The 13,218-nt window shown below is 39.0% G+C and carries 12 protein-coding genes; 3 read left to right on the top strand and 9 right to left on the bottom strand.

The genetic code is table 11. The annotated features are described in order from the left end of the window. Positions 1-25: 25 nt before the first annotated feature. The 5 genes from trxC to purB all read right to left on the bottom strand — a co-directional run bounded on the left by trxC (position 26) and on the right by purB (position 6,074). Positions 26-448: a thioredoxin TrxC gene (gene trxC / locus IBX42_RS00960; protein WP_294927411.1), complete on the bottom strand. Its 423-nt coding sequence runs from the start codon at positions 446-448 to the stop codon at positions 26-28. A 16-nt stretch (positions 449-464) separates the two neighbouring features. Then, positions 465-1,850 (bottom strand): Do family serine endopeptidase, encoded by a 1,386-nt coding sequence (locus IBX42_RS00965; RefSeq protein ID WP_294927414.1) that lies wholly within the window; start codon positions 1,848-1,850, stop codon positions 465-467. Between the two features lie 72 nt (positions 1,851-1,922). Further along, positions 1,923-2,288, bottom strand: a complete 366-nt coding sequence (locus tag IBX42_RS00970) for a hypothetical protein (protein ID WP_294927417.1) — start codon at positions 2,286-2,288, stop codon at positions 1,923-1,925. Between the two features lies 1 nt (position 2,289). Then, positions 2,290-4,656 carry a ribonucleoside-diphosphate reductase subunit alpha gene (locus IBX42_RS00975; protein WP_294927420.1) on the bottom strand — a complete coding sequence of 789 codons (2,367 nt, stop codon included), beginning with the start codon at positions 4,654-4,656 and terminating at the stop codon, positions 2,290-2,292. An 86-nt stretch (positions 4,657-4,742) separates the two neighbouring features. Next, positions 4,743-6,074 (bottom strand): adenylosuccinate lyase, encoded by a 1,332-nt coding sequence (purB, locus tag IBX42_RS00980; protein WP_294927423.1) that lies wholly within the window; start codon positions 6,072-6,074, stop codon positions 4,743-4,745. An 80-nt stretch (positions 6,075-6,154) separates the two neighbouring features. On the opposite strand from purB, the gene IBX42_RS00985 reads away from it, so the two are divergent. Then, complete coding sequence (locus tag IBX42_RS00985) at positions 6,155-7,072, top strand: RluA family pseudouridine synthase (RefSeq protein ID WP_294927425.1); 918 nt, start codon at positions 6,155-6,157, stop codon at positions 7,070-7,072. Positions 7,073-7,495: 423 nt separating this feature from the next. On the opposite strand, the gene IBX42_RS00990 is transcribed toward IBX42_RS00985, so the two are convergent. From IBX42_RS00990 to hisF, 4 genes are all read right to left on the bottom strand, one after another. Further along, positions 7,496-7,735 carry a hypothetical protein gene (locus IBX42_RS00990; RefSeq protein ID WP_294927428.1) on the bottom strand — a complete coding sequence of 80 codons (240 nt, stop codon included), beginning with the start codon at positions 7,733-7,735 and terminating at the stop codon, positions 7,496-7,498. Between the two features lie 134 nt (positions 7,736-7,869). Continuing rightward, positions 7,870-8,940 (bottom strand): 23S rRNA (adenine(2503)-C(2))-methyltransferase RlmN, encoded by a 1,071-nt coding sequence (rlmN, locus tag IBX42_RS00995; RefSeq protein WP_294927431.1) that lies wholly within the window; start codon positions 8,938-8,940, stop codon positions 7,870-7,872. After that, on the bottom strand, positions 8,937-9,482 hold the full coding sequence (locus IBX42_RS01000) for a purine-nucleoside phosphorylase (RefSeq protein ID WP_294927434.1): 546 nt from the start codon (positions 9,480-9,482) through the stop codon (positions 8,937-8,939). The genes rlmN and IBX42_RS01000 overlap by 4 nt, the downstream gene beginning before the upstream one ends. Beyond that, positions 9,482-10,240 (bottom strand): imidazole glycerol phosphate synthase subunit HisF, encoded by a 759-nt coding sequence (gene hisF, locus IBX42_RS01005; protein ID WP_294927437.1) that lies wholly within the window; start codon positions 10,238-10,240, stop codon positions 9,482-9,484. The genes IBX42_RS01000 and hisF overlap by 1 nt, the downstream gene beginning before the upstream one ends. A gap of 235 nt (positions 10,241-10,475) precedes the next feature. Between hisF and rsmA the strand changes: the two genes are divergently transcribed. Beyond that, complete coding sequence (rsmA, locus tag IBX42_RS01010) at positions 10,476-11,279, top strand: 16S rRNA (adenine(1518)-N(6)/adenine(1519)-N(6))-dimethyltransferase RsmA (protein WP_294927439.1); 804 nt, start codon at positions 10,476-10,478, stop codon at positions 11,277-11,279. Further along, on the top strand, positions 11,251-13,188 hold the full coding sequence (locus IBX42_RS01015) for a ribonuclease J (RefSeq protein WP_294927442.1): 1,938 nt from the start codon (positions 11,251-11,253) through the stop codon (positions 13,186-13,188). The genes rsmA and IBX42_RS01015 overlap by 29 nt, the downstream gene beginning before the upstream one ends. Positions 13,189-13,218: the final 30 nt, after the last annotated feature.

A 13,218-nucleotide genomic window follows, 5' to 3' on the forward strand; every position in this document is an offset into this window, starting at 1 on the left:
CCTTTTTTGTTTAGTGACAATTATACTATAGAAATTGTGCAACCATTTTATTTAATGTTGCCTCGTCCAAAGCACCTGAAACCCTATGAACCTCTTTCGCATCTTTAAAGACTACTATTGTCGGGATGCTTCTTATGCCAAACCTTGCACCGAGATTTTGTTCATTTTCGGTGTTTACTTTTACATAGAGCGCTTTGAGTGGAAAATTTGCCGCACTTTTGGCAAAATTTGGTGCCATCATTTTACATGGACCACACCACGGCGCCCAAAAATCTACAATAACCGGAATATCGCTGTTCACCACTACCTCGTCAAAGTCAGCGTTTGTTAGCTCGATGGGTTTTGTATCAAGAAGTGAACTTTTACATTTTCCGCAATTGGCTTTTTTGTAAGAGTCTCTTTGCGGAACATTGTTAACACTTTTACAAACGGGACAAACTACTCTCATTTTAACTCCTTAGTTGTTATAGAACAGTGGCAAAAATACCGCCTCTTCTATAGATGAAAAATCTTTTTTTGCTCTTTGATGCGGTAGCTTTTTTAAACTCATCCAAATTGGCTATCTCTTTGTTTTCTACTTGAATAATGATATCATTTTTTCTTACACCCGAATTAAACGCTTCACTGTTTTGATCTACTTCTTTAACTAGTATACCTTCTATTGTGAGACCCAGTTGTTGTTTAATAGCAGGAGTTATTTCAGAGAGCTTCATACCTTTATACTCAAACTCACCCGCAACAACTTTACTATCGAGTGTGGCAAGAGTCACATTTACTATATCTATCTTTTTGTCTCTTAAAAATTTTATATTTACCACTCTTTGCGGAGCGTAAGAACCTATGGTGTTTTTAAGTTCACTTGCACTTTCAATTTTTTTGCCATTTACGGAGATAATCAAATCACCTCTTTTAAGTCCGGCTTTTGCCGCGGGTGAGTTCTCCTCCACGCCTGTAATAAGCGCGCCGTAATTTTCATCATAAAAACTGCTCATGTCTTCGCTGACGTCTGCTATAGTGACTCCAAGATATGCACGGGTAAATTTGCCGCTCTCTATCAAACTTGTTGCTATCGAGGTTACCATGTTTGAGGGGATTGCAAACCCGATGCCGACATTTCCGCCGGATTTTGAGATAATGGCTGAGTTTATTCCTATGAGATGACCAGCTGAGTTTATAAGTGCGCCGCCCGAATTTCCCGGATTTATAGAAGCATCAGTCTGTATAAAATCTTCATACTCTACGATTCCCACGCCGCTTCTGCCGGTAGCTGAGACTATTCCCTGTGTGATTGTCTCGCCTACTCCAAAGGGATTTCCCAGAGCAAAGACGATGTCCCCGACTTTTACTTTGTCCGAGTCATAAAATGTTACGGCATTTAGGTTTTTTGCCCCAATCTTAATAACAGCCAAATCGCTCTTCTCATCTTTGCCGATGAGTTTTGCCTCATACTCTTTTTTATCTCCTGCCAGATTTACTATAATCTCATCTGCGCCGTCGATGACATGGTTGTTTGTAACAATATATCCATCTTCTGAGATGATAACACCCGAGCCTAGCGATTTTTGGATTCTATCTTGAGGAATATCCCCGTACCCTTTAAAAAACTCTCTAAAAAACGGGTCATTAAAGAAAGGGTTTGCGCTGTAGAGATTCCCTTTCATCTCTTTTTTTATAGAGATATTTACGATGCTTGTTCTAACGTTTTGTAGAATGTTGTTATAGGAGAGTATCTGGTTTTGTGCGCTTGGGAAGTTTCTCTCAATATTTTTAGGTGCGTATTTAAACTCCACGCTCTCTTTTGCATAAAGTAGCGAAAGCACCAGAGTAAATAGAATAAAGAACTTTTTCATTTTTTCATTCCTTTTAGTTTTTTTGCGGTTGACAAAATTTTATAACTAAATGGTTTATGAAATACTAATGAACTAAAACTCGCCTTGCAAATATTTGAGTGAATCGGCTTTTATATAATATAGAGAGTCTGTTATATTGCGAAGATTGGTATAACTGCCGATGCCAAAAGCAAATCGGCTCTCTTCACAGAGCAGTGTTATGCCCTCGCTCATATCTACATGTGAGAGTTTTGAATTTTCAAGCAGTAGCGCGCCCTTGATACCGTTAAATTCTAAAGTGAGTGTTATCCAGTCAAATCCTCTAGCGTTGTCTTGTGCCGCTAGAGTAATTTTAACGGTAGTAGCAGAGACAACTTCTATGAATCTTAACTCTGCATCTATAAAGTTGTCAAAACGCTTTAAAAACGCATTGCAATCTTTTTTAAGCAGTGGTCTCATCCTATTGACAACCTACACACTCCATGCTTCTGTCTTCAACATCGCTTGCCATCTCAGGAGATTGTGAACGAAGATAGTAGGTAGATTTAAGTCCTAACCTCCAAGCCAACATGTAAATTTCGTTTAGGTATTTACCGCTTGCTTTGTCAAGCGTTATAAATATGTTAAGACTTTGACCTTGATCTAGCCATTTTTGACGGATTGCTGCTGCTTTGATAAGAACCGTTTGGTTCAAATCATACGCAGGAGTATAGTACGCCCAAGTATCGGGAGAGAGTTCAGGAACAACAACGGGAATAAGTCCCGAGAGATTCTCCTCATACCACTTTCGCTTAAATACCGGCTCAATCGCCTGCGTCGTGCCTGTTAAAATAGAGATAGAACTCGTAGGCGCTATCGCCATAAGATAACCGTTTCTCATGCCCTGTTTTTTGACTTTGGCACGAAGTTCGTCCCACTCGTAAGCTGAAGCAAAAAGTCCGCCACGGTCAACAAGCTTTTTAACCTCCGCATTTGCATGATCCATCGGCATAATGCCTTGGCTCCATTTAGAACCCTCATACTCTGAGTAAGAGCCTTTTTCAAGTGCAATGTCGCTAGATGCAGAGATGGCATTAAAACTAACAGCTTCCATTATCTCATCTACTTTGTCAAAGTGCTCTTGGCTTCCCCATGTTATAGCTTTTTGCGCCAACATCTGCGCTTCGCCCATAACACCAAGACCGATCGCGCGCGTTTTCATGTTAGTGCGTTTTACTTTCTCAAGCGGGTAGAAGTTAAGATCTATTACATTATCTAACGCGCGAATCGCAATGGGGACGATTCTGTCAATGTCCTCTTTAGTATTTACGCGGGAGAGATTGACCGAAGCGAGATTACAGACCGCAGTGTCGCCGTCTATCTTCTCTTTTTCCACCATGTATATTTCACGTCCGCCAATAGCGTCCAATGCCGTTACTTTTTTGGCAGGCTTCTCTAAGCCGCTGTCAACTTTGATAATCTCTTCCTCTTCATAACTAACGCTCTCGCCATTTTCAAAAATAAATTTTATCTTGTAGTGGTTAGGGTTTGTGTTTTGAAAAATCTCCGTACAAAGGTTAGAACTTCTGATAACTCCGCAATGGCTGTTAGGGTTTGCACGGTTTGCGTTATCCTTGAAACATAGAAACGGGCTGCCGCTCTCAAAATAGGATGTAAGTATTTTTTTCCAAAGATTTTTTGCTTTTATCTTCTCTTTTACGATAGTCTCATCTTGTTCAAACTCTTTATATTTCTTGTTAAACTCTTCGCCGTGAAGCGTGGTAAGCTCTTTGCAGTCGTAAGGATCAAAGAGTGTCCAGATGCCGTCCTCTTGAACTCTTTGCATAAAGAGATCGTTTATCCAGAGTGCAGGGAAAAGGTCATGTGCGCGACGACGCTCTTCGCCCGAGTTTTTCTTCAAATCCAAAAAGTCGTTTATATCTATATGCCATGGCTCCATATAAACAGCGATAGCACCTTTTCTGGTTCCCAGCTGATCAACGGCAACGGCTATGTCGTTTGTAATTTTTAGAAACGGTATGGTTCCGCCGGCTGCATTTTTATGCCCGTCGATATATGAACCCATTGAGCGGACATTTGTCCAATCCCAGCCGATTCCTCCGCCAAATTTTGAAAGAAGCGCCATCTCTTTGTATGAGTCAAAGATTCCCTCTATATTGTCGGGGGTCGAACCGATGTAACATGAGCTGAGCTGATGCCTTGGTGTTCTTGCATTGCTTAGAGTAGGTGTTGCAAGCATGACTTCAAATTTAGAAATCATGTCGTAAAATTTTATAGCCCACTCCTCTTTTTTCTCTTCTCTTTGCGCCAAAAACATAGCAATAGCCATAAACATGTGCTGTGGCAACTCTATAGGGTCTGAGTTTCTGTCTTTTATGAGATATCTGTCATAGAGCGTTTTAACGCCAAGATAGTTAAACTGCATATCTCGTTCTGGTTTTATATGCTTTTCAAGCTCGTCAAGGTTGTACATCTCTTTTAGGCCAAGAAGAATTTTCCCCTCTTTTTCCCCTCTTTGGAAATACTCTTTTAATGATGAGTAACCCGTAAATCCGTTTACTTGATGGTAGAGGTTAAACAAGAAGAGTCTTGAAGCAACAAAGGTCCAGTTGGGAGCATCTATGTCTATCTTGTCGACCGCTGTTTTAATAAGTGTCTGCTGTATCTCTTTTGATGTTATACCGTCGCGGAACTGTATCTGCGCATCGACTTCGAGTTCGCTTTGAGAAACGTTATCTAACTCTTTGACGGCAGCGGATGTATACTTCTGTATCTTTGTAATATCCAACGGTTCGGTTCTGCCGTTTCTTTTTATAATTGTTATCATATGATTTCCTGCTATGTTGCATTAAGCACAAATAAGTGCTTAACGACTTTTGATTTTGCTAATGAATATTAGCACAATTATGTCATTTATTTGTTGAAAACTCTCTTGAAAATTTTATCTACATTTTTTGTATAGTAGTCAAAATTGAAGCATTCGCGAATTGCCTCTTCGCTCAAACTTGCTCTCAGCTCTTCGTCCGCCAAGAGATGGTTTAGGTAGAGAGATTCTCCCTTTTCATTTGTGGTTGGTTTGCCCTGCTGTATCTCTTCCCAGACCATCATCGCGTTTCTCTGAACTATGCGGTAAGCATCCTCGCGGCTGACACCCTTTAGCGGAAGTTCTAAAAGTACTCTTTGGGAAAAGACAAGTCCGCCGGTAAGATTGAGATTTCTCATCATGTTTTGGGGATATACCGTTAGGTTAGCGATTACATTGTTCATGCGGTGGAGCATAAAGTCACTTGTTATAAATGAGTCTGGAAGCCAGAACCTCTCAGTTGAAGAGTGGCTGATATCTCTCTCATGCCAAAGCGCTACGTTTTCCATGGCAGGTATCGCGTAAGCTCTTATCATTCTTGCCAAACCTGTTATGTTTTCCGTTAGTATAGGATTGCGTTTATGAGGCATAGCAGATGAGCCTTTTTGACCCTTTGCAAAATACTCTTCGCACTCGTAAACTTCAGTTCTCTGCCAGTGGCGGACTTGAACTGCAAACTTCTCTATTGAGCTTGCCATAAGAGCCAACGAGGTAGCAAGTCTTGCGTATCTGTCTCGCTGAATAACTTGGTTAGATGCGGGTGCAGGTTTTAGCCCTAGCTCTTCACATGTATACTCTTCAAGTTCTAGTGGTGCGTGAGCAAAGTTGCCCATCGCTCCGCTAACCTGTCCTACACTTATAACATCAAGTGTTTGTTCAAGATTCTCTAAATGTCTTGCCATCTCATCGTACCAAACAGCTAACACAAGACCGAATGTTATAGGCTCTCCATGTATGCCGTGGCTACGCCCGACCATAAGAGTCATCTTGTGTTCCATCGCTCTTTTTTTGATCGACTCCATAAGTATCTTCACATCTTCTATGATTAACTCCAGAGAGCTTTTCATCTGTAGTGCTACGGCTGTATCAATGGTATCGGAACTTGTCATGCCGTAGTGGAACCATCTGCTCTCTTCGCCTAGAGTTTCTGATACGCTAGTCGTAAACGCTATAAGGTCATGACGAGTTACTGCTTCTATCTCATCGATTCTTTTTATATCAAATCCTGCATTCTCAACAATCTTCTTAGCATCATCATCAGGAATAAGTCCCAGTTTGTTCCAAGCTTTCACAACCGCTTTTTCTACATCTAGCCAAGCTTGATATTTTGCCTGCATCGTCCATTTAGAGCTCATCTCTTCTCTTGAGTATCTTTCGATCATTTATTCAACCTGATTATTGTAAAATTTCTTTTTAGCAAGTAATGATTTTACAAAAAATACTCTAACAGAAGGATTAAATATTGCCATTTATAATTAAAAAAATGTTTGCACAGGAAAGAGAGAGCGCTTTTCTTTTCTTCAAGCGAGAATTGGGACACTCTCAAAGAGATATTCAAAGATATATAGCAGTAGGGAGAGTTCTTATAAATGGTGTTCCGATTACGAAGCCATCTGACTTTTTAGAGGGCGAATTTGAGTTTATCTATTTTGAACCTATTTCAAAAGGTTTGGTGCCGCATGTAGTTGATGAAAGGTTTGTGATTTTTGACAAACCAAGCGGAATGCTTATCCATCCTCAAAACAGGCACACTCCCTACTCTCTTATAGACGAGCTAAAGTTTCAGTTCGGGATGGATGCAAACATCGCCCATAGAATAGATCAGGAGACAAGCGGACTGGTTTTGTGTGCAAAAGATAAAAAGAGCGAAGTTGATATAAAGATGATGTTCCAAGAGCGGGAGATGAAAAAAAAGTATTTGGCAATGGTTCATGGAGAGTTAAAAGAGGAGCTTCGCATCGATGCTCCTCTGCTTAGATACGATGATGAAAAAAGCGCACTTATAAGAATGGTTGTTAAAGTTGATGAGAGCGGAAAGAAATCATTGACATATGTGAAACCGATTAAATATTATCCAGAGTTAGATATGACTATGATTGAGTGTTCCCCGCACACAGGAAGACAACATCAGATAAGAGTCCATATGTTCCATGTGAAACATCCTATAGTCGGTGATCCGGTTTATGGGCAAGACGAAGAGAATATTGTAAAGTATCTCGACAGAGAACTCGATAGAGAGACAAGAGTAAAAATTAGCGGTGCCAGAAGATTGCTTCTACATGCAAATGAGTTAGAGTTTGAACTATACGGAAAAAATTATCAGATAAAAAGCAGTGTAGATTTTGAAAAAGTTTGCCTGGAGAATATGAGAACCATATAGAGAGATATTGTAAGAAATATAACAATAAGTTTGAGTATGTGAATAACTATTTGCATCTTTCAAAGACATTTTAAAAAATTATATTATAATCTCTGCTAAAATTATTACAATGCCCTAAAATAGGGAGTTTAAGCGATATATAAAAATTTAGAATTCAGCAAGTATTTATATAAATTAATTCTTAAAAAAGAAGAAAATTTTCAAATTTATTTCAAACTATTCTCTATCCTATTCACACATTAGAACAATGTGTGAATAGTGCACAAGCAGAGAAAATTAAGTCTGTTTTTTTATAATAAATATTTTTTTAAGAAAGAAAGAAATTTTTATGAATCATTTATATATGTAGGGTATCATTATGCTTATAAACGACCTCCCTGGTGTGTTGGTCGTTTTGTTATAAGTTAAGAGGGGCAGTTTGTATTAAACCGCATTGTATCTCTTGATGATTTTTTTAACACGATTCTTTAAATTGCGCAGAGCTTCAGTATCTGATTCTCCATCAGCCGTAAGACTTTCAAAACCATCATCAAACTGTGCCTTTGCAATCCATCCCATTTTTTTATGGTATTTCACTCCCACAAAACGAACGCCTCCAAAGTGATCCTCACAAAGTTGGTAAATTCTTTTTATTCTGTCTGAGTTTGTTTTTTTGTAAGCCATTATTATCTCCTTAAGTAAATTATAGTTGAAATGATAACATTTTTAGTCATCCTTTGTCGCAGCCTTTATAAACCCTATGATGCCCACCGCAAAAACAATAACTAAAAAGATTATCTGAAATATCTCTACATAGCTCATGATAACTCGTTGCCGGTTTGTTCTTTTAGCTGTCCGCATGCAGCGCTTATATCGATTCCCTTAGAGTCACGAATAGTACATAAAAGCCCATGATTTAGCAGATACTCCTGAAAAGCTATCATATCGCTCTTTGAAGGTCGCTCATACTCTGTCCCCGGATAAGGATTGAAATAGATAAGGTTTACCTTAGCTTTTATGTCTGAGAGGAGCTTTACAAGCTTTTTAGCAGAAGCTATATCATCATTTTTATTTTTAATAACCAAATACTCAAACATAACTCTTTTTCTAGTGTCAATTGGAAAGCGTTTAACAGCTTCTATAATAGAGGAGATATTGTACGCTTTGTTCATAGGGATAAGTTCAGTTCTAAGCTCATCGTCAACCGCATGAAGTGAAATGGCTATATGAACGCCCAGATCCATCTCTCCGAGCTTATCTATCTTGCTGCTAAGCCCGCTTGTAGATACGGTCTGTCTTTTGCCCGATATGCATAGCCCCTCTTCCTCTTTGAAAATCTCAATAGCACGTGCGAGATTATCAAGATTATCGAGAGGTTCTCCCATTCCCATGTAGACTATATTTATCATTCTGTTATGCTTATGCTCGTTATCGCGCTTTAATGCAATAACCTGCCCTACTATCTCTCCTGCGGTTAAATCCCTTGTAAAACCGCCTTTTGCAGTCAAACAGAATGCACAACCGACTTTACAGCCGACTTGCGTGGATACGCAGATGGTATATTTCGCCTCTTGTGTAACTTCGCCGGCTTCGTCCGTGAGCGTTTCTTTCATCTTTAGCCATACTGCTTCTATGGTTTTGCCGTCTTGGAGTTCAAAAAGGTACTTGATTGTGCCATCACTTGATATCTCTTTTTTTATTATTTTTAGAGGATTTACGACAAATTTTTCTGATAGCTCATCTTTGAGTGCTTTTGGTATGTTTTTCATCTCATCAAAGTTTTGTGCATAGTTATGATAGAGCCAGCCGTAAATCTGTTTTGCTCTAAATGAGGGTTTTACAATCTCTTGTAGCTCTGTTAGTTTAAAATCAAGAAGTGAAGGTTTCATTTTTTAGTAAGCTCCGTAACTCTTTTTTTTACATGCTGCTCTAGAATTTTTTTTGCTTCTTCATGATTTTTTAAAAAATCTTCATGCGCATTTTTGTTAGTGTAGTTAGTTATACAAAAGACTCCTCCGGCAGGAATATCAAACTCCTGCGCTACCTTTAAAACAGCAAAAAACTCCATGTTTTCTATGCCTATGTCGAGGTTTAGAAACTTTTTTGTTAGCTCTTCGTTTGTTGAGATGTAGTTTGATGAGTTGACTATAACATCTTTTTTTGTTCGCTCTGTGTTAGTAGAGATTACATTATCCAAAGGGGTATATGCATCGTTACTTAAAAAACCAAGCTCTATATTTGAAGCTGTTTTGGACTCAATGATGTCAAATATCTTATGCTCGCCGTAGCTCCCTGCACTTCCTACAAAGAGTAAAAATTCAGGCTTATCAAAGAGGCAGAGCCTTGTGAGATTTATAGCGGATTCAATTAGCCCTACTCCCATTGGAGTAGCAAAATCGAAAGTTTCGCTGTTTCCTGCGCATATTATCATTAAAGTCTTACCGGTATGTTGTTATCGTGAAGATAGCGTTTTAGATCCATAATATCTATCTCTTTGTAGTGAAAGATACTTGCTGCCAGTGCCGCATCAGCACCGTGCAAAAACGCCTCTTTTATATGCTCCATAGTTCCCGCTCCGCCGCTTGCGATAACTGGGACATTAACTGCACGGCTAATTTGCTCGGTTATGTTTAGCTCAAATCCAGCCTTTGTTCCGTCTGCATCCATTGAGGTTAAAAGGATCTCACCGCTTCCGCGATCAACTACCTCTTTTGCCCACTCTAGGGCATCTATGCCTGTATCTACTCGACCGCCGTTTAGATAGACGTTATATCTATTGCCTGTTTTTTTGACATCGATTGCAGTTACAATGCACTGCGAACCGAATCTTTTTGCACCCTCGTTTATAAGCTCCGGTCTTTTAATCGCGGCAGAGTTTACGCTTACTTTGTCGCATCCGACATTTAAAAGTTTGTATATATCATCAAGTTTTCTGATTCCGCCGCCGACTGTTAAGGGGATAAAGATTTCGCGCGCAACCTGAGCTACTATATCTACAATAGTATCGCGGTTGTCGCTTGAAGCAGTGATGTCCAAAAATGTAATTTCATCCGCTCCCTCTTCGTTATATCTCTTTGCGACTTCTACCGGATCGCCCGCATCTTTAAGTCCGACAAAATTGACACCTTTGACAACGCGTCCATCTTTAACGTCAAGACATGGAATAATTCTTTTTGCAAAATAGTTCAAAACTCTACCTTTTGTAATATAGTGAAATTATACACACAATGGCTTATAGTTAGTTTTGGTATTTCAAATGTTTCACATGAAACATAAAATAATGTGGTTTTATTTATAATTATTATACGATTGTCTAATAATAGCCTCTTAACAATAAATTCAGCTTTAAAAAAGTAGTATACACTAAAGTTATTTTTATTGATATTAATCAATTGTAAGCAAAATTACTATATGATGTCAGTCAATGGAAAAAATTATAGCTAAAAAGAAGTTCGGACAGAATTTCTTAAAAGACGAGACTGTTTTACGAAAAATCATCGAAGCGATGCCCAACAATAACAATAAAATTGTAGAAATTGGGCCTGGCTTAGGTGATTTAACTAAATATTTAGTAGATGTCAAAAGTGTAGAAGCTTTTGAGGTCGATACCGATTTGTGTAAACTGTTACAAAAAAAGTTTGAAAAAGAGATCGCAACCAAGCAGCTCCACATTAATTGTGGAGACGTATTGACTACTTGGAAGAGTGAGCTTATAGATGAGTCGTATGATTTGGTGGCGAATTTGCCATACTATATAGCGACTAACATAATCTTAAAAGCCCTCGCAGATTCAAAATGCAAAAATATACTTGTAATGGTACAGTTTGAAGTGGCAGAGAAGTTTTGCGCACATGAAGGCGATAAGGTATTTGGTTCTTTGAGTATTATAACTCAAAGTGCAGGGGAAGCACAATTGATTGTGAAGGTCCCTCCAAGTTCTTTTGAGCCTCAGCCAAAAATAGACTCCGCAGTTTTTTTGATAGAAAAACAGAGTGATAGATTTGACAAAGATTTTGAGGATATGCTTAGAGTTGCATTTACGCAGCCTCGCAAAACTCTTATGAAAAATCTCTCTGCCGTTTATGAAAAAAATATACTTCAAGAAGTTTTTGAGAAACTTAGCCTAGCACAAACGATTCGTCCTCATCAGGTCTGTACAAATGACTATCACCAACTCTATAAACTAACAAGGAGTTTGGATGGAACAAGAGAAGCAAGAAAGTGTTAAAAGCACTTCTCAAGAAAATCGTAAACAATATAACAACAATAAAAGACACAACAACCCAAGTAGACCAAGTGGTCAAGACGACAACAAGCAAGTAGCTGCCGCTCCCGCAGGTAACGCTAAAAATAAGAACGCGTCAAGAGGTCGCCGTCGCCAAAGCACACCAATAAATGATAACTTAAAGGCATTTGTCGAGATAAATCAAGAGGCGCATAAGCAGAGACTTAATCCCCACTATAAACTAGATTTGAACTCAAATGAGAAGATTCGCATAACTCCGCTTGGAGGCCTTGGTGAAATCGGCGGAAATATCATGGTGATTGAAACAGAAAAAGAGGCCATATTAGTAGACGTCGGTATGAGTTTTCCTGATGAAGATATGCATGGTGTTGATATTTTGGTGCCTGATTTTACATATATTCGTGAGATAAGAAACAAAATTAAAGCAGTAGTCATTACCCATGCCCATGAGGATCACATCGGAGCGATGCCGTACCTCTATAAAGAGATGCAGTTTCCTATATATGCCTCACCTCTTCCTTTGGCTATGATAGGCAGTAAATTTGATGAACACCATATAAAAGATTTTAAACAGTATCTCAACCCTATCGAAAAAAGAAAACTATATAAAATTGGCAATGATTTTGAAGTAGAGTGGATGCACATGACGCACTCTATTATAGATTCGTCATCATTGGCTATTACAACAAGCGCAGGAACGATTATCCATACGGGTGACTTTAAGATTGACCATACTCCGGTAGACGGCTATACGGCAGATTTACATAGACTTGCTCATTACGGCGATAGAGGCGTTCTTTGTCTTTTGAGTGACTCTACCAACTCTCATAACATCGCACCTACACTATCAGAACTCAATGTTGCACCTGCGCTTGATAGAGTGTTTGCAAAGGCTGAGGGAAGAGTAATCCTCTCAACATTTAGCTCAAATGTTCACCGTGTTTACCAGGCGATACAGTATGGCGTAAAGTATGGACGTAAAGTATGTGTCATCGGTCGCTCAATGGAGAGAAACATTGAAGTTGCAATGCAGTATGACTATATAAAACTGCCAAAAAATATATTTGTAGAACCTGACCAGATAGCGCATCTCAACGACAAAGATGTTCTTATAATCACTACAGGTTCACAAGGCGAGCCAAGTTCTGCGCTTTTTAGGATGTCAATCGGCGAGCATAGACATGTCAAAATTAAGCCGACCGATTTAATCGTTCTCTCATCTCGCCCAATCCCGGGAAATGAAGGCTCAATCTCCGGAATGCTGAACTATCTTCAGCGTGCAGGAGCAAAAATAGCTCAAGACAGAGAGCTACATGTGTCCGGTCACGGTTCCATTGAGGAGCAGAAACTTATGCTCCGTCTGGTAAATCCTAAGTTCTTTTTACCGATTCACGGTGAGTACAATCATGTTATGAAACATAAAGAGACTGCAGTAATGTGTGGTGTTCCGGAGCGTAATATACATATCATGAATGATGGAGACACTATTGAGATTGCTCCTAAATATATGAGAAAAGTAAAAACCGTAAGAACGGGTAAAACATATATTGACAATCAAAATAACCATAAAATAGAAGATGACATTGTGCTAGATCGTCAAAAACTTGCATCAGACGGTGTTGTAATGATTGTTGCTCAGATTGACGGACAGCACTCGACAATGCTATCTAAGCCGATAGTGACATCATTTGGAATTGTTGCAGACAAGCAAGATAAGTTTTTTGCTAAAGAGATAGAGGAAGTTTTAGAGCACTTCCTTGTAAATATCAAAGAGGGGCTTCTTGAGAATCCAAGAGCACTCGAAAATGATCTTCGTCAGGTTGTTAGAAAACATATCTATAGAAAGATGAAAAAATATCCGTTTATTGTTCCGCATATTTTTATTATGTAGATCAATATTTTTGATATGCGGAAGAGATCC

The sequence above is a fragment of the Sulfurimonas sp. genome, from assembly GCF_014859695.1.
In the GTDB taxonomy this organism is placed as follows: domain Bacteria; phylum Campylobacterota; class Campylobacteria; order Campylobacterales; family Sulfurimonadaceae; genus Sulfurimonas.